Annotated in this window: 13 protein-coding genes and 1 pseudogene; 2 read left to right on the forward strand and 12 right to left on the reverse strand. The window is 69.9% G+C overall.

Going from position 1 to position 17,626, the window contains the following annotated elements; genetic code table 11:
- Positions 1 to 355: 355 nt before the first annotated feature.
- The 9 genes from WA640_RS01660 to WA640_RS01700 form a co-directional block, all read right to left on the reverse strand.
- Entirely contained in the window at positions 356 to 892 is a 537-nt protein-coding gene (locus tag WA640_RS01660) for a hypothetical protein (protein ID WP_106362139.1), read from the reverse strand.
- A 200-nt stretch (positions 893 to 1,092) separates the two neighbouring features.
- On the reverse strand, positions 1,093 to 2,274 hold the full coding sequence (gene ispG, locus WA640_RS01665) for a flavodoxin-dependent (E)-4-hydroxy-3-methylbut-2-enyl-diphosphate synthase (RefSeq protein WP_106362138.1): 1,182 nt from the start codon (positions 2,272 to 2,274) through the stop codon (positions 1,093 to 1,095).
- A gap of 28 nt (positions 2,275 to 2,302) precedes the next feature.
- A complete protein-coding gene (locus WA640_RS01670; protein ID WP_335985776.1) occupies positions 2,303 to 3,574 on the reverse strand; it encodes a M50 family metallopeptidase in 1,272 nt (423 codons plus the stop codon).
- 11 nt (positions 3,575 to 3,585) lie between these two features.
- Entirely contained in the window at positions 3,586 to 4,770 is a 1,185-nt protein-coding gene (dxr, locus tag WA640_RS01675; protein WP_442904675.1) for a 1-deoxy-D-xylulose-5-phosphate reductoisomerase, read from the reverse strand.
- A gap of 47 nt (positions 4,771 to 4,817) precedes the next feature.
- Positions 4,818 to 5,663 carry a formyltetrahydrofolate deformylase gene (purU, locus tag WA640_RS01680; protein WP_335985778.1) on the reverse strand — a complete coding sequence of 282 codons (846 nt, stop codon included), beginning with the start codon at positions 5,661 to 5,663 and terminating at the stop codon, positions 4,818 to 4,820.
- Between the two features lie 79 nt (positions 5,664 to 5,742).
- Positions 5,743 to 7,050: an ABC transporter substrate-binding protein gene (locus tag WA640_RS01685; protein WP_335985779.1), complete on the reverse strand. Its 1,308-nt coding sequence runs from the start codon at positions 7,048 to 7,050 to the stop codon at positions 5,743 to 5,745.
- Between the two features lie 44 nt (positions 7,051 to 7,094).
- Positions 7,095 to 7,988, reverse strand: a complete 894-nt coding sequence (locus WA640_RS01690) for a carbohydrate ABC transporter permease (RefSeq protein WP_106362133.1) — start codon at positions 7,986 to 7,988, stop codon at positions 7,095 to 7,097.
- On the reverse strand, positions 7,972 to 8,961 hold the full coding sequence (locus WA640_RS01695) for a carbohydrate ABC transporter permease (protein ID WP_106362132.1): 990 nt from the start codon (positions 8,959 to 8,961) through the stop codon (positions 7,972 to 7,974). Before WA640_RS01695 ends, WA640_RS01690 begins: the two co-directional genes overlap by 17 nt.
- 231 nt (positions 8,962 to 9,192) lie before the next feature.
- Positions 9,193 to 11,355: an MMPL family transporter gene (locus tag WA640_RS01700; protein WP_335985781.1), complete on the reverse strand. Its 2,163-nt coding sequence runs from the start codon at positions 11,353 to 11,355 to the stop codon at positions 9,193 to 9,195.
- A 170-nt stretch (positions 11,356 to 11,525) separates the two neighbouring features.
- Here WA640_RS01700 and WA640_RS01705 point away from each other — a divergent pair, with 170 nt between their 5' ends.
- Entirely contained in the window at positions 11,526 to 12,296 is a 771-nt protein-coding gene (locus WA640_RS01705) for a TetR/AcrR family transcriptional regulator (RefSeq protein ID WP_335985782.1), read from the forward strand.
- A 45-nt stretch (positions 12,297 to 12,341) separates the two neighbouring features.
- On the opposite strand, the gene WA640_RS01710 is transcribed toward WA640_RS01705, so the two are convergent.
- A complete protein-coding gene (locus WA640_RS01710; protein WP_335985783.1) occupies positions 12,342 to 13,910 on the reverse strand; it encodes a Rieske 2Fe-2S domain-containing protein in 1,569 nt (522 codons plus the stop codon).
- Between the two features lie 129 nt (positions 13,911 to 14,039).
- Between WA640_RS01710 and WA640_RS01715 the strand changes: the two genes are divergently transcribed.
- Positions 14,040 to 14,258, forward strand: coding sequence for a hypothetical protein (locus WA640_RS01715; protein WP_335985784.1), 219 nt, complete (start codon positions 14,040 to 14,042; stop codon positions 14,256 to 14,258).
- A gap of 1,811 nt (positions 14,259 to 16,069) precedes the next feature.
- Here WA640_RS01715 and WA640_RS28730 read toward each other — a convergent pair.
- Positions 16,070 to 16,426: pseudogene (locus WA640_RS28730) on the reverse strand (DivIVA domain-containing protein); the annotation flags it as partial.
- 20 nt (positions 16,427 to 16,446) lie between these two features.
- The gene (gene rlmN, locus WA640_RS01725) at positions 16,447 to 17,595 is read right to left on the reverse strand and encodes a 23S rRNA (adenine(2503)-C(2))-methyltransferase RlmN (RefSeq protein WP_335985786.1); all 1,149 of its coding nucleotides are present in this window, start codon (positions 17,593 to 17,595) and stop codon (positions 16,447 to 16,449) included.
- Positions 17,596 to 17,626 lie beyond the last annotated feature (31 nt).

The following is a 17,626-nucleotide window of genomic DNA, read 5'->3' on the forward strand; positions in this document are numbered from 1 at the left end:
TGCGGGGCGGCTGTTGCACCGTTACGGAGACGACGCGCAAAAGTGCGGTTCGCGACGAGAAAACCTCTTGCGTTTCGAGTCCGGAATGGGCATCCTGAGGGCACCGGTCCGCTCCTTGAGCAGGCCGGACCCCGCGAGGACTCTCTCCTACCGAGCCGACGCGGGGCGCTGCTCCCGCGGTAGTTCCGCCGTCCGGTTCCGACCGGGGCGGCGGTGTACGACACCTCCCGCGGTCGAGCGCCCCGCCTGTCCAACCCAGGCGGCGTGCAGTCGCCCTGCGTCGGCTCACCACTCCCCGCGAACGCCGAAGGCCCGCGTCCCCCCGTCAGGGGCGCGGGCCTTTCGGACGAAGCGGCTAGGCCGCTTCGAGCTCCTTCGTGGGCGCCTCGGCGTCGGCGTCCGCCGCCGCGGCAGCGGCCGCCTCGGGGGCCGTGACCTCCTGCGCGAGCCGCTCCCACAGCATCCCGCCGGAGTGCGCGAGGGCGCCGATGATCGAGGGCACGAACGGGAGCACCCAGTCGGCGAGGAACCCGGTGTGCGGCATGTTGAGCACCAGCATCGCCGAGCCCGCGCACAGCAGGCCCTGGAGCGTGCCGCGCCAGGCCGCGCGGGTGCCGTCGATGACGGCCTCGCGCCGCTCGGTCGCCGGGTCGTGGAACTCCGAGAGCCCCGCGGCGTCGCGGCGGCCGAGGTAGGCGCCGACGACCGCCTGGACCGCCGTGCCCGCCACGACCGCGGCGAGGAGCGTGTTCTTCGTGACGACGTAGATCAGCGCGAACAGCAGCCCGCCGCCGAGGAGCGTCAGGACGCCCCGGATCCAGTCGACCTTCTCGCCGGGGTACCAGTAGTACTTGGTGACGCCCTCGGATATCTGGCGCTCGATCTTGCCCATGTCGATGGCTCCCCTTCCACGGGTGCATGCACGACAGTCATTATGCGTGGCGCCCCGGGGCGGGCAGGCGGAATCCCCCGAGTCACCAATGTGGAATTCTGCACACGATGAGCGGGATGTCCGGTTCGCACCCGGCGTGAACTGCCGCTGTACTCCAGCGTAGGGAACCGTCCCGATGTCGGGAGTCGGCCATCCGACACTCAGTGGACCTTGACGACCGGTCCCGCGAGCTCCTTCAGTTCGTCGGGGAGGTCGGCGCCCATCTCCTCGGCGAGGCGCACGGCCTCCTCGATGAGCACCTCCACGATCTGCGACTCGGGCACGGTGCGGATGACCTCGCCCTTGACGAAGATCTGGCCCTTGCCGTTGCCGCTCGCGACGCCCAGGTCGGCCTCGCGGGCCTCGCCGGGGCCGTTTACGACGCAGCCCATGACGGCCACGCGCAGCGGGACCGGCAGCCCTTCGAGCCCGGCCGTGACCTGCTCGGCGAGGGTGTACACGTCGACCTGCGCGCGCCCGCACGAGGGGCACGAGACGATCTCCAGGCCGCGCTCGCGCAGGCCCAGGGACTCCAGGATCTGGTTGCCGACCTTGACCTCCTCGACCGGCGGGGCCGAGAGCGAGACGCGGATGGTGTCGCCGATGCCCTCCGACAGGAGCGCGCCGAACGCCGCCGCGGACTTGATCGTCCCCTGGAACGCGGGCCCGGCCTCGGTGACGCCCAGGTGCAGCGGGTACTCGCACTGCTCGGAGAGCAGGCGGTACGCCTTGACCATGACGACCGGGTCGTTGTGCTTGACCGAGATCTTGATGTCGCGGAAGTCGTGCTCCTCGAACAGCGACGCCTCCCACAGCGCCGACTCGACGAGGGCCTCCGGCGTGGCCTTCCCGTACTTCTGGAGCAGGCGCTTGTCGAGCGAACCGGCGTTGACGCCGATGCGGATCGGCGTCCCGGCGTCCTTCGCGGCCTTGGCGATCTCGCCGACCTTGTCGTCGAACTGCTTGATGTTCCCCGGGTTGACGCGCACGGCCGCGCAGCCCGCGTCGATCGCCGCGAACACGTACTTCGGCTGGAAGTGGATGTCGGCGATCACCGGGATCTGCGACTGCTTCGCGATGACCTTGAGCGCGTCGGCATCGTCCTGCGTCGGGCACGCGACCCGCACGATCTGGCAGCCCGCGGCGGTCAGCTCCGCGATCTGCTGGAGCGTCGGGCCGATGTCGGAGGTCCGGGTCGTGGTCATCGACTGGACGCTGATCGGGGCGCCGCCGCCGACGAGCACACCGCCGACGTTGAGCTGGCGGGTCGTCCGGCGGGGCGCCAGGGGCTCGATCTCGTGATCGTGGCGCTTGGTGGGGATACCGAGGTTCACTGCGGTCATAGAGCTAGTCTCCACCCAGATTCGCTGGTCAGTTGAAGATAGTGATCGGGTTGACGATGTCGGCGGTGATGGTGAGCAGCATGAAGCCGCCCAGGAGGACGATCACAGCGTAGGTCAGCGGCATCAGCTTCAAGTAGTCCACTCGGCCCGGGTCGGGCCTGCCGCGCTTCGCGGCCACCCACGACCGGAACTTCTCGTACCAGGCGATGGCGATGTGTCCGCCGTCCATGGGCAGCAGCGGCAGCAGGTTGAACACGCCGATGAAGTAGTTGAGGACCACCAGCAGCATGAAGAACATCGCCCACTGGTCGTACTGGACCATCTCGCCGCCCAGGCGGGAGGCGCCCACGACGCTCACGGGCGTGTCCTCGGAGCGCTCCTCCCCCATGATCGCGTCCCACAGCGGCGGGATCTTCGAGGGCAGCTGGCCGAGCGCGACGAACGTCTCGCGGAACATGTCGCCGGTGTAGGAGACGGTCTCGCCGATCCCGGCGATCGGGCCCGTTCCCTCGGCGGTGTACGGGATGGCGGGGTCGACGTAGACGATGACGCCAAGGCGCGCAACGGTCTCGACGGTGCCGTCCTCGTTCTCGACCTCGGCGGCGTACGGGGTGACCTCGACGGTCTTCTCCGTGCCCTCGTGGTCGACGGTGACGGCGACGGCCTCGCCCGGGGTCAGGTCGGAGACGGTGGCGATGAGCGAGTCCCAATTGTCAACGGCGGTTCCGCCGACGTTCACGATCTCGTCGCCGTCCTCGATCCCCGCGGTGTACGCGGGGCCTTCGATCTGGCCCTCGGCGCAGTCCCCGGCGGTGCCCGAGTCGGGGTCGCTGGTGACGACGCACGGGGCGACCGCGACCGCGACGTTCTTCTCCGATTCACTCTGGGCCGAGGCGTACGCGGGGTTGACGCCGATCCCGACGAAGGCGACCAGGATCCACAGGACGACGAAACCGAGGATGAAGTGGGTGACCGAGCCCGCGGCGAGCACGATCGTGCGCTGCCACAGCGGCTTGCGCCAGAAGACCCGCTTCTGGTCCTTCTCGTCGAGGTCTTCCTCCTCCTCTTCGAGGGGGGTCATGCCGACGATCTTGACGAAGCCGCCGAGCGGGACGCCCTTGACGCCGTACTCCGTCTCGCCCTTGCGGAAGGACCACAGGGTCGGCCCGAAGCCCACGAAGTAGCGGGTCACCTTCATGCCGAACGCCTTCGCGGTGAGCATGTGCCCGAACTCGTGGAGGCTCACGGAGATGAGGATCGCCAGCGCGAACAGGGCGATCCCGGTGATATAGGCGGCCAATGCAGCTCCTTCTAACGCTCGGACGCGTCCAAGACTAGCCGTCGGGCGCTCGACCTCGCCCAGTTCTCCGCTTCGAGGACGTCGGCGACACTCGCGGGCTTGCCGAACTCGGGGGCGGCGTCGAGGACCCGCGCGATCGTGTCGACGATGCCGAGGAACGGGAGGCGCCCGTCGCGGAACGCCGCGACGGCTTCTTCGTTGGCGGCGTTGTAGACCGCGGGGCTCAGGCCGCCCGCGCGGCCGGCGTCCTTGGCGAGGGCGACGGCGGGGAACGCGGTCGCGTCGAGGGGCTCGAAGTGCCAGTCGGCGGCCTGCGTCCAGTCGACGGGGCGGGCGGCGCCGGGGAGGCGGTCGGGCCAGGCGAGGGCGTGGCCGATGGGCAGGCGCATGTCCGGCGGGGAGGCTTGGGCGATGGTGGAGCCGTCGGTGAACTCGACCATGGAGTGGATCACCGACTGGGGGTGGACGACCACCTCGATGTCGTCGTAGCCGATGCCGAACAGCTCGTGCGCCTCGATGACTTCGAGGGCCTTGTTGACCATGGTCGCGGAGTTGATGGTGACGACCGGGCCCATGGCCCACGTGGGGTGGGCGAGGGCCTGCTCGACGGTGACGTCGGCGAGCTCGTCGCGGGTGCGGCCGCGGAAAGGCCCGCCGGAGGCGGTGAGGACGAGCTTGGCGACGCGTTCGGGAGTCCCGGAGCGCAGGCACTGGGCGAGCGCGGAGTGCTCGGAGTCGACGGGGACGAGCTGGCCGGGGGCGGCGGCCGCGGCGACGAGCGGGCCCCCGGCGACGAGGGACTCCTTGTTGGCAAGGGCCACTTGGCGTCCCGCTTCGAGGGCGGCGAGGGTCGGGGCGAGGCCGATGGAGCCGTTGATGCCGTTGAGGACCGTGTGGGCCTGCCAGGCGGCGATCTCGGTCATGGCGTTCGGTCCGGCGATGAGCTTCGGCATCTTGAAGCCCCCGGTGTCCCAGGAGCGCTCCTTCGCGGCGGCGAACAGGCGCAGCTGGACCGCTTCGAGGGCGGTCGCGTCGGCCACGGCCACGGCCTCGACGCCGAGTTCGACGGCCTGCTCGGCGAGGAGGGCGGGGTTGGACCCGCCCGCGCCGATCGCGGTCACGCGGAAGCGGTCGGGATTGGCGCGGACGATGTCGATGGCCTGGGTGCCGATGGAGCCGGTGGACCCCAGGAGCACGATCTCGCGCTGCTCTACATTCGCGGCTGTCACGCGGCCATTATCCGCTAGCGGAAAACGACCGTGGAGTGGCCGTTGAGCAGAATCCTCTGATCGAGGTGGGCGGCGAGGCCGCGGGCGAGGCAGGTCGATTCGAGGTCGCGCCCGGCGGAGACGAAGTCCTCGGGGGTCATCGCGTGGTCGACGCGGGCCACCTCCTGGTCGATGATGGGGCCCTCGTCGAGGTCGGAGGTGACGTAGTGGCAGGTCGCGCCGATGAGCTTGACGCCGCGGGCGTGGGCCTGGTGGTAGGGGCGGGCGCCCTTGAAGCTCGGCAGGAACGAGTGGTGGATGTTGAGGATGCGGCCGGGGAGCTTCGCGCAGAACTCGGGCGAGAGGATCTGCATGTAGCGGGCGAGGACCACGACGTCGATCCGCTCGGCCTCGATGAGGTCGAGGATCTCCTGCTCCTGGGCGGCCTTGCCGCCGGGGCCGACGGGCAGGTGGTGGAAGGGGACGCCGGAGGACGCTGCGAGGTCGGCCCAGTCGGGGTGGTTGGAGACGACCGCGGCGGCCTCGCCGTGGAGGGCGCCGATGCGGAAGCGGTAGAGCAGGTCGTTCAGGCAGTGGCCCTGCTTGGAGGCCATGATGAGGACGCGGGGCTTGACGGCCCGGTCGGTGAGCTGCCAGTCCATGTCGAACTCGCGGGCGATCTCGGCGAACTCCACGGCCAGCTCGTCCCGCTCGTGCCCGGTCCTGAACTCCACGCGCATGAAGAAGCGGCCGGATCCGTGCTCGGAGAACTGCTGGGAGTCCTCGATGTTCGCGTCGCGGCGGGTGAGGAACCCGGAGACGGCGTACACGATGCCGAGGCGGTCGGGGCACGAGAGTGTGAGCACGAACTGGCTGGTCATCGGTCCAATGATACCCGTGCGGCATGCGGGAGGGGACGGGCGCGGCCCGTCCCCTCGCGTCGTGCGGTGCTAAGGGCGCTTAAGCGCCGATGGCGGTGTTGACCTGGTCGATGAACGACGCGGTCGACTCCTCGACCGTGGCGCTGCCGAACAGCAGGCCCTCGTAGACGCCGCGCATGATGTCGGCGGCGGCGCCGGAGCCGACCGGCGGGACCGCGGGCCCCTCGGCGAGGTCCGGGGTGATCGCCGCGATGAAGTCCGCGCCGAGCTTCTGGTCCGGCGGGAGCTGCGGGAGGATCCGCTCGCGCTGGGCGATGTTGGCCGGCAGGCCGCGGTCGCCGAGCATGAGGTCCAGGGACTCGTCGCTGTTGAGCAGGAAGTCGATGAGCTTGCCCGCCGCCGCCTGGTCGGAGGTGGTGCGCGCGGCGGACCAGAACATGGCCGACTTGAGGAACAGGCCGGGCTGGCTGCCGGTGAACTCCCCCGGCGGGCGCAGCAGGACGAGGTCGGAGCCGAGGACGGTCTGGATCGCGCCGATCTGGTTGGTCCAGTAGAACTCCGAGACGCCGGTGCCGGTCGCCAGCGGCGACTGGTCCTGGCCCGCGGCCGCGTACTCGACGATCTTGGAGGACTCGGGGATGCCCCCGGCCGCCTGGAGGTCGAGGACCATCTGCCACCACTCGTTCATGGTGGCCTCGGTGAAGCCGAGCGTGCCGTCGTCGGTGTAGAGGCTCTCGCCCTTCTGGCGGGCGAACACGTTGAACAGCGACTCGTTGCTCAGGGAGAGGCCGGAGCTGCCGATCGCGTCGCCCTTCGAGGAGAGGTCGGCGGTCCAGGCGAGGAAGTCCTGCCAGCTCCAGGCGGTGTCGTCGGGCATGGCGACGCCTGCGGCCTCGACCAGCGCCGGGTTGACCAGGAGCGCGAACGCGTTGACGCCGGTGGGGATGCCGTAGGTCTTGCCGTCGAACTGCCCGGTCTTGAGGGTGGCGTCCTCGATGTTCGACAGGTCGATGTCGAGCTCTTCGAGGGCCAGGAGGGCGTTCTTGTCCGCGTAGTCGCGCAGGTAGCGGTCGTCCTGCTGGAGCACGTCGGGGGCGTTGTTGCCCGAGACGGAGACGTTCAGGGCGTCCCAGTAGGCGTCGAACTCGTTGGGGCTGGGCTTGATCGTGACGCCTTCGTTCTTGGCGAGGAAGGCGTCGATGATCTGCTGGGTGTACTCGTGGCGGGGGTCGGAGCCCCACCACCAGAAGTCCAGCTCGCCGTCGCCTTCGTCGGCGCCGCCGCCGCCGTTGCCGCAGGCCGCTAGGAGGGGTGCGGCCGCAGCGCCGAAGATCCCGGCCTTGGCGAGCGTCCTCCGCGAGACGCCCGAGGGGTTGGGTTTGCGCATGCTTCGGTCCTTTCAGGACTATGTGAGGGAATGTATGCCGGATGTTACTTGATGCCGGTTGTGGCGATGCCCCGGACGAGGTACCGCTGGCCGGCGAGGAAGAACCCGAAGATCGGGCCCAGTGCGACGATCGACATCGCGAACAGGGCGCCCCAGTTGGTGGTGCCCGTGGAGTCCATGAACAGGCGCAGCGCCAGGGGCACGGTCTGGAGGTCCACGTCGCGCAGGTAGATCAGCTGCGAGTAGAAGTCGTTCCACGTCCAGATGAACGTGAAGATGGCGGTCGTCGCGAGCGCGGGCATGCACAGCGGCATGATGATCCGCAGGTAGGTGCCCCAGTAGCCGCAGCCGTCGATCGAGGCGGCCTCGTCGAGTTCGCGCGGCAGGCCGCGGATGAACTGGACCATGAGGAACACGAAGAACGCGTCGGTGGCGAGGAGTTTGGGGACGATGAGCGGCCAGAACGTGTCGACCCAGCCGAGGTTGTTGAACAGGATGTACTGCGGGATGATCACCACGTGGATCGGCAGCATGATGGTCCCGAGCATGATGGCGAACATCATGCCGCGCAAGGGGAACCGCAGCCGCGCGAAGGCGTAGGCGGCCATCGAGCAGGACACCAGGTTCCCGACGATGGAGCCGGCCACGATGACCATCGAGTTCCAGATGTACTTCTCGAACGGGTGCGGCAGGGCGTTCCAGCCCTCGGAGTAGTTGGACCACTCCCAGGTCGAGGGGATCAGGCCGGGGTCGGTGAAGATCTCGTCGATGGGCTTGAAGCTGGCGGAGAGCATCCACAGCAGCGGGTAGATCATGACCATCGCGGCGACGGTCAGGAGCAGGTGGAAGACGAAGCGGCGCAGGCCGGTCGCGGCGCCGCGCTCACGGCGGCGGGCCGGAGCGGCGGGGAGCGTCGTCGTCTCAGTCGTTGTCGCCATAGAACACCCAGAATTTCGACATCAGGAAGTTGAGCGCGGTGAAGATCGCGATGATCGCGAGCAGGAGCCAGGCGATCGCGGAGGCGTAGCCCATGTCGAACTGGGTGAAGCCCTGGTCGTAGAGGTACAGCGTCAGGAACATCGTGGAGTCCGCCGGGCCGCCCTTGCCGCTGGAGATGATGAACGCCTGCGTGAAGGACTGGAACGAGTTGATGATCTGGAGCACCAGGTTGAAGAAGATGATGGGCGTCAGGAGCGGGATCGTCACGCTGAAGAAGCGGCGCACCGGTCCGGCGCCGTCCACTTTGGCCGCCTCGTAGTACATGGTGGGGATCTGGCGCAGTCCCGCGAGGAAGATGATCATCGGCGAGCCGAACGTCCACACGTGCAGGATGATCAGGGTGCCGAGGGCGTAGTCGGGGTGGGAGACCCAGCCCTCGCCCTGGATGCCGAACATCGCCAGCAGCTGGTTGACCAGGCCCTCGGTGCCGAAGATCTGGCGCCACATGATGGCGATCGCCACCGAGCCGCCGAGCAGCGAGGGCAGGTAGAACACCGAGCGGTAGAAGCTCATCCCGCGCAGGCCCCGGTCGAGGACGATCGCGAGCAGGAGCGCGGCGGCGAGCTGGAGCGGCACCGACACGAACGTGTAGACCGCGGTGACCTTGACGGCGTTGGCGAGCCGCGGGTCGTCGAGCATCCGGGCGTAGTTCTCGCCGCCGACCCATTCGCCGTAGCCGAGGCTGTAGTCGGTGAACGAGAGGTAGAACGAGGCGACCATGGGCCCGATGGTGATGGCGAGCAGGCCGATGATCCACGGGGACATGAAGCTCAGGGCGGCCCAGCGTTCGCGCGTGCGGATCGTCCCGCGGCCCTTGTTCGGGGCCGGGGGCGGCGCGGGCGCGGCGGTCTCGGGCGGTGGGCCCGAGCTGCGCTGCTTCGGGCGCACCACAGCGACATCGTTGTCGGTCATAGGGTATTGGGACCTTTCGGAGGGGGTTGGCTCCTAGATCACATCAATCTATGCAACCGCTTGCCTAAAGTCAATGGCTCAACTTAAATTCTTGGATATTGTTCGGACGGGCGCCCAGGTCGGGCCGCATACCGGGACGCGCCGGGAACGCGCCACTCCCGCAACGGAACGGGCCCGCCCGGATCGCTCCGGACGGGCCCCTGGTTCCCGGTGTGCAGGTTCGGTCGGCGCTCAGACCTTGACGGGCGTGCGCTCCTCGGCCGCAGGGGCCTCGTCGGACTCCTTGATGCCGTACTTCGCGTACAGGCGCCCCAGCGGGCCGGGGACCCACCAGTTGGCGCGGCCCAGCAGGCGCATCGTCGCGGGGACGAGGAGCATCCGGACCACGGTGGCGTCCAGCAGGATCGCCACGGCCATGCCGAGGCCGATCATCTTCATGAACGTGATGCCGCTGAACGCGAACGCGCCGACCACGACGATGAGGATCGCCGCCGCGGCGGTGATGATCGAGCCCGTCGACTGCATGCCGCGCAGGACGGCGGTCCGGTTGTCGGCCCCGCGGTCCCACTCCTCGCGCACCCGCGACAGCAGGAACACCTCGTAGTCGGTGGCGAGCGCGAACAGCAGCGCGATCATGAGCAACAGGTTCGACGGGTCGATGTAGCCCGAAGGCGTGAAGCCCAGCAGGTCCGAGAGGTGGCCCTCCTGGAAGATCCACACCACGATCCCGAGGGCGGCGCCGAGCGAGACGGCGTTCATCAGGACCGCCTTGATCGGCAGCAGGACCGAGCCGAACGCGAGGAACAGCACCACCATCGTGACGATGACGATGTACCCGAGCATGTACGGCAGGCCCTCGCCGATGGCGTCGAGCATGTCGACGCGGTCGGAGGCGCCGCCGGTGACGTACAGGTCGGCCCCGTCGACCTCGATCGCGCGGGCGTCCTCGATGAGGCCGCGGGCGTCGGCGCTGAACGGGTCGAGGTCGTAGAGGACCTCGAAGAGCGTCGCGTCGGCGGTCGGCTCGGCCGCGGGCCGCACCCCGTCGACGAAGTCGAGCGCTTCGAGCTCGGACTGGACCTCGGCGGCCGCGGCCGCGTCGCCGACCGCCATGACCTGGAAGGTCTCCTCGTCGCCGCCGGGGAAGTCGGCGGCGATCGTCTCGGTGACCACGCGGGACTCGGCGTCCTCGGGCATGTCGCGCTCGTCGACGCCGCCGAACTGCATGTCGAGCATGGGGCTCGCCAGGAGCGCCATGAACGCGAGGACGGGGAGCAGGACGAGCACGGGGCGGCGCATGACGCCCGCGGCGAGGCCGTGCCAGAAGCCGGTGTCGGTCTTCGGCGCGGCGTTGCGGCGCCACGGCAGGCGGCCCTTGTCCACGTTGTGGCCCAAGAGGTACAGGACCGCGGGGAGGGCGACGAGCGCGGCGAGCATGGCGACGCCGACGGCCGACATGACGCCGTACGCGATGCCGTGCAGGAACGGCACGTCGACCAGGAGCAGTCCGCCCATCGACAGGACGATGATGAGGCCCGAGACCATGACGGTGCGCCCGGCGGTGGCGACGGTGTTCAGGACGGCGGTGCGCTTGTCGCGGCCCTGCGCGAGTTCTTCCCTGAAGCGGCGCAGCACGAACAGCGAGTAGTCGATGGACATGCCGAGGCCGATGATGGTGATGACGTTGGCGGCGAACACGGACACGTCGGTGAACTCGGTGATGACGCGGGTGATCGCGAAGCCGCCGAGGATCGACATGCCGCCGATGAGCAGCGGCAGCGAAGCGGCCACGAGTGCGCCGAAGACCAGGATCATGATGAGCAGCAGGATCGGCATGGAGATCATCTCGGCGATCTCCAGGTCGTGCTGGACCTGCTCGTTCAGGTCGGCGAAGATCGCCGCGCCGCCGCCGAGCCGCACCTCCAGGTCCCCGGTGTCGCCCGCGTCGCGCAGCTCCTGCTCGATGCCGGAGAAGACGCCCGCGCGCTCCTCGTCGGAGGCGCCCGCGAGGGTGACCGGGACGAAGGTGGCGTGCCGGTCCTCGGCGACCCAGCCCTCCTGACCCGTCTCGTAGTAGGACGCGGCGCTCTCGACCTCGTCGATGCCGTTGATGTCGGCGACCGCGCTCTGCACGGCGTCGGCGAAGGCCGGGTCGTCCACCGTGAGGGTGTCGGAGGAGTACAGGACCACGACCTCGGCGCCGATGGAGCCGAACTCGTCCTCGATCGCCTCGGCGTCGACGACGGAGCGGGACTCCTGGGAGACGTACCCGCCGTCGGTGAACTCGTCGAAGACGCCGAGGCCCCAGGTCGCGCCGATGGCGAAGACCGCGAGGACGCCGGCCAGGATCACCCAGCGGGTCTTGATGACCGCCCGGCCTAGCAGGGAATACATGAGGTTTCTCCTATGGGTGTTCAACGGAGAGGGAGGCTGCGACCGCTGGTGCCGAAGCGCGACCCGGCGGTACGATGGTAAGCGTCGATAATTTAGCTAACGCCGTTTACTCTAATGAACGCCCCTCATAGAGTCAACGCCGTTAACTGAATCGTAAACAGAGGAGAGCAGTGACTTCCAACACCGCGGGTGGCCCGACCCGCCGCGAGCGCATGCGGGCGGAGACCATCGCCGAGATCAAGGCGAGCGCCCGGCGCCAGCTCCAGGAGCACGGTCCGAGCGGGATCTCCCTCCGCGCCATCGCACGGGAGGTGGGAGTCACCCCGGCGGCCCTCTACCGGTACTTCGACAACCTCGACGCGCTGCTCGTCGCCATCTGCTGCGACCTCTACGACGAACTTATCGCCGAGACCAGGAAGGCGATGGACGCCTCCCCGCCCGACGCCCACCTCGAACGGATGAAGTCCTGGATCTGGGCGTTCCGGGCCTGGGCCGTGGGCAACCGGCGCGAGTTCGAGCTGATGATCTCCTACCCGGAGTCCAACAGCGCCATGGGGATCAACGGCGTGCGCCTGGAGCAGTCCCCCGAGAACGTCGACCCGGTGACCCTGAAGTCCCTGGAGCACTCGCAGCTGTGCGGGCGCGAGATGGCCGCGTTCTACCGCAAGACCGAGACCGGCGAGCTGCCCGCGGCCGGGCCGGTCGAGATGCCGGAGATCTCCGAAAACCTCCAGCGCGAGCTGACGGACAAGTGCTCGGTGTTCATCGTGGGCGAGCCGCTGCCGCTGTCGTGGATCTTCACGTTCACCTCGGCGTGGGTGCGGGTGTTCGGGCTGGTCGTCATGGAGGCGTTCGGGTCCCTGCCGGTGCAGGAGAACATCGACGAGTTCTACAAGACGCAGATCATGGCGATGATGCACGACTTCGGCATCGAGGGGTAGCGCGAAGGGCCGGATCGCGATGCGTTCCGGCCCTTGGCTTCTCGTCTAGGAGGCGGCGGGGGCCTCGTCGGCGGGGCAGGACCTGATGTCGTGCCCGACGGAGGTCATGCACTTGCCGGACTTGAGGTTCCACTTCCAGCCGTGCATCTGGCAGGTGAGGACGCCCTCCTCGATCTTGCCGAACACCGACAGGTCGGCCTTGAGGTGCGGGCAGCGGCGCTGGAGCTGCCACCCGTTCATGGTGATGTCCTCGTCGTCGGGGCGCTGCTCGGCGTACCAGCCCTCGGCGTACTGGAGGCGCTCCTCGCTGAGGCACTTGAAGAACGCGTACACGTACTCGTTGTACTGGCCGATGCGCGCGGCGGTGAAGCGGCACGACAGGAACAGCGAGTTGACCCAGTCGACCTCGCGGATGTGGAGCAGGTGCTCGATGAGGCGCCGCTCGGTGCGGAACCGGTAGCGGACCTTCCCCCCGTCGTCGGGGTGGATCTTGCGCTCCAGGAAGTCGAAGACGATCGACTCGACGACCTCGTCGGAGTCCGGCGCGGTCAGGTCGAAGCGCACGGGGCCGCCGATGCCGGTGGCGATGTGCTCGGCGGACTCCATGAGCGGCTCGATGCGCTCGCGGAGGGTCTCCAGGACGTCGATCTCGGGGTGGGACCAGGACGCCTTCTCCGCGGCGATGCGCGGCTGCATCCGCTCCTTGAACTCGTCGAGGTGCTGCTTCTTGTTCTCGAACCACTGCTTGATGTCGTCCACGGGGTGCTCGACCGAGCCCCGCCCGTCGGCGAAGACCTCGGCCACGGACCCGGGCAGCAGGATGATGTTCTTGTCGTGCCCCTGCTGCTCCAGCCATTGGACGTACGACATCTGGTCGGGGAAGATGTTCCCCTCGTCGCCGAACACGTCGTTGAACTGGTACAGCTCGTCGTCGAGGAAGCAGGGGGGACCGGCGATGGGGAAGACCCAGTCGCCCTTGACGTCGTCGATGTAGCGCAGCGAGCGGTCGAAGCCGCGCTCGCGCTTCTGCTTCCCGAAGGCGCGCTTGGCGTTGTCGGGCAGCTCGTAGACCATCGGGAACCAGATCGCGCCGGAGAACTGGAGCAGGTGGGCGTGGATCCTGCCGTGCTTGAGGAACACGCTCATGTCGGTGGGGCGGGCGTCGTTCTGGTTGAGCAGGCGCGTGCCGTCGGCGTCCTCGACCCACAGCGACGAGTCGCCGATGGGGCCGTCCGTGGGGCTGGTGAGGGCCTGGATCATGACCTTGACGCCGCCGGGGAGCTCCACGATCTCCTCGGACACGGTCTTGATGAACTTGTGGAAGCCCAGGGCGCGCAGCTCGGACTCCAGTTCGGAGGTGGGGTACTCCGGCAGCAGGACCGTGGTGTCCTTGCTGATGTGCTTCGTGAGGTTCTCCTCGTCGAAGTGGTCCCGGTGCAGGTGCGAGACGTACAGGTAGTCGGCCCGGCCCAGCGCGTCCCAGTCGAGCTGCGAGTTGTCGGGGAAGGGGAACCACGACGCGAAGTACGCGGGGTTCACCCAGGGGTCGCACAGGATCGTTCCCGCGGCGGTCTCGATGAACATGCTGGCGTGGCCGGTACCGGTGATTCGCACGGTTACCCTTCCGGACATGGGGACGAGGACGCGTCCAGACTACAAGTCACAGCTCCGGCGGGGCCGGGACGTTGGTCCTTGTGGCGTGGGAGACTGTGCGGGATCAAACGAACGGTTGGAGGAACCAGCATGGCTGCCGAAGAGCAGATTCTCTCGCCCGATCAGCGCAAGCCCACCAGCCGCAAGGCCCTCTACTCCGCGCTGACCGCCGGCATCGTCATCAACCTGGCGTACCTGTTCGGCAACCACCAGGGCTGGGTCGAGGACGCCTTCATCCTCATCACGGTCGCCGTGCTGCTGGCCGTCATCGTCACCGACGTGTGGCTCGTCAAGGCGGGCCTGCGCTGAGCGGGCGTTGAACGAAGGGGGCGGGGCCGCGTTCGCGGCCCCGCCCCCTTTTCCGTTGCGTCTCAGTGCATCATGCCGCGGCGGGCGAACATCTCGCGCACCTCGCGGAGCGCGGAGTCCACTTCGGCCTCGAAGTAGCCGCCCTGGACGAGCGAGAACTGGCTGGTGTCGAGTTCGCGGTCGGAGAGCGGGACCGGGTTGCGGCCGGTCATCGCCGCCGAGACGGCGTCGAACATCTGGTCCACCTGGCTCGGGTCGTACCCGGAGCCGAAGCGGCGCGGCTGGAAGGCGCGGCGGAGCTGTTCGAGGCGCTGCACGTCGTCGGGCGTGAAGGGGGAGTCCGACGCCCGCATCTCCGTGGTCATCTCTTCGCGGCCGTGGCGGCTGGGGGCCTCGAAACCGCGGCCCTCGTAGGGGTTGCGGCGTCCGAAGTCCGGCGGGGTGGCCGCGCCGCGCGGGCCGGGCCCGGGGGGCGGACCTGCGGGTCCGCCGGCGGGCGCTCCGAAGGCGGACGGGTCGGGGCCGGGCGGCGGGCCGGCGGGGCCGCCGACGGGCCCTCCGAAACCGCCCGTGGGCTCGTGCTGCTGCGGCCCGCGGTCGAAACCGCCCGTGGGCTCGTGCGGCGAGCCGAACCCGCCGGTCGGCTCGTGCGGGGACCCGAAGCCGCCGGTGGGTTCATGCGGGGACCCGAACCCGCCCTGGACGGGCGGGCTGGGGACGCCGCCGCGGCGGCCGTACCCGGTGTCCTCGGGCTGCGGCGGGGAGCCGAAGCCGCCCTGCTGCCCGTACTCGCGGCCCCTCGGGGCCCCGTAGGGCTCGGGCTGCTGCGGTTCGGGACGGCCCATCGGGCCGCCCGGCTGCATGCCCGGGACCAGGTTCTGCGGAATCGCCTGGGTCGGGGCCGCGGGCGGCATGGGCTCGGGTTCGGGCTGGCCGTACCGGTCGGCGCGCGGGATCGCGCCGGTCTGGTGCGGCGGCTGGCCCATCGGGGACTGCTGCATCGGCGACTGGTGCGGCGGGGCCGCGCGGCGGCTGCCGGTGTCGCTGAACTCGTCGTCGTAGGCCGCGCCGAACCCGGGGGCGGGCTCGGGGGCGCCGCGCCGCGGGCCCTGTCCGTACACGCCCGGCTGGTCGGCGGGGCCGAAGCCGCCGCGCCGCGGGTCGGACTGGAGCGGGAGCTGCTCGGTGGCGCCGTGCGGGGGCCCGGCCTGGGGGCCGTCATGGCCGCCCGCGCGCGGACCGGCCTGCGGCGGGGGCGCGAAGTCGCCGCGCGGCGAGCCGTACTCGCCGCCGCTGGGACCGCCGCCGTAGACGCCCGGCTCGGGGGCACCGCCGCGGGGGCCGTAGCCGTTGGCGCCGCCCGGGCCCCGCTGCTGGGCGAAGTCGTCGCGGCCGAAGTCGTCGCGGGGGCCGGGACCGAAGTCGCCCGGTCCGGGACCGAAGTCGTCCCGCTGGGGCGCGAAGTCGTTCTGGGGGCCGCCGAAATCGTCGCGCGGACCGAAGTCGTTCTGCGGCCCGCCGAAGTCGCCGCGCCCGCCCGGGCCGCCGAAGTCCTGGCCGCCGCGGGGGGCGCCGCCGCGCTTGGCGAACGGGTCGTCGTAGTCGTCTCCGGGAGGACCGGCGAGGAAGCCGAAGCCCTCGTCGTCGCCGCCGCCGCGGAGGTCGCCGAAGCCCTCGTCGTCGGGCGGGGCCGCGGCGGCCCTGATGGGGCCGCGGCCGCGGCCGACCGGTTCGGGGGCGGGCGGCGGGGGGGCCATCTCGCGGGCGGCCATCATCTCCTGCGCGGGGATGACCTGCGTCGCCTGGGTCTCGGGGGCGCGCCGCGAACCGGGGCCCTGCTGCATGGGGGGCTCGTCGAAGCCGCGGCCCTGGGCGGCGGCTTCGGGCTTGCCGTAGTCGGGGGCGGGGGCGGATCCGAGGACGCCGCGCTCCTCCAGTTCGGCGAGCTGCCGCGCGACCCGGTCGAGGTAGACGTCCACCTGCCACTCGTCGTATCCGCCGAAGCGGACCCTGAAGACGACATCGTCGACCTCGTCCGCCGAGACGGGACTGCCCACCGGCTCGCCGGCGAGCGTCGCCTCGACGCGGTCAAGGAACGCATCGACCTCATCGACCTTGTAGCCCCGGCTCAACGCCCGGCGCCGGAACCGGTCACCATGACTCGCCACTACCAAGCCACCCTTTCCGCCTACTCCGCGGCGCCGGAGGCGCCGGGCGGCTCGGCAGCGGTGCGGCCGGGCGTCCCGGCCTCCCGTACCGAAGCGGCCAGCTGCCCGCAAGCGCCGTCGATCTCTTGGCCGCGCGTATCGCGCACCGTCGTGGAGACGCCCGCATCGCGCAGCCGCCGCACGAACTCCGCCTCAACCGGCTTGGGACTCGCGTCCCACCGGCTCCCCGGCGTGGGGTTCAAGGGAATCAGGTTGACGTGGACCAGTCGGCCCTTCAGGAGCCTCCCGAGCAGGTCGGCCCGCCACGGCTGGTCGTTCACGTCCCTGATCATCGCGTACTCGATCGAGACGCGACGTTTCGTCACCCGAGCGTACTCCCAGGCCGCCCCGAGGACCTCGGCGACCTTCCAGCGGGTGTTGATGGGGACGAGCTCGTCGCGCAGCTCGTCGTCGGGCGCGTGCAGGGACACGGCCAGCCGCACCGGCAGGCCCTCCTGCGCGAGCTTCTCGATGGTCGGCACGAGGCCGACGGTGGACACGGTGACGTTCCGGGCGGAGATCCCGATCCCGTCGGGCACCGGCTTCGTGATGAGGTGCAGCGCCGACTTCAGGCGCGCCCAGTTCGCGAGCGGCTCGCCCATGCCCATGAAGACGATGTTCGACAGGCGGCCCAGGCCGCGCTCCTCGGCGAGGCGCGCGGCGGCGACCACCTGGTCGACGATCTCGGCGGTGGTGAGGTTGCGGGTCAGGCCGCCCTGGCCGGTGGCGCAGAACGGGCAGGCCATGCCGCATCCGGCCTGCGACGACACGCAGGCGGTCACCCGGTCGGGGTAGGCCATGATCACGGACTCGACGAGCGCGCCGTCGTACAGGCGCCAGACGGCCTTGACCGTCTGCCCGTCGTCGCACGAGTCGACGCGGACCGGGTCGAGGAGCCGCGGGAGCAGCGCCTCGCCGATGGCCTCGCGCGCGGCGGCGGGGAGGTCGGTCATGAGCGAGGCGTCGCCGACGTGGCGGCCGAAGTACTGCTGGCGCAGCTGCTTGGCGCGGAAGGCGGGCTGCCCGATCTCGGAGAGGACGGACTGGCACCCGGCCAGGTCGAGGTCGGCGAGGTGCCGGGGCGCGGCCTTGCGGGGGCGCGGTTCGGTCAACGTGAGTGCTACAGACATGTCACGACCTAGTCTCGCATGACAGGCCCGC

The organism is Glycomyces sp. MUSA5-2 (genome assembly GCF_037034145.1).
GTDB classification, from domain to species: domain Bacteria; phylum Actinomycetota; class Actinomycetes; order Mycobacteriales; family Micromonosporaceae; genus Glycomyces; species Glycomyces artemisiae.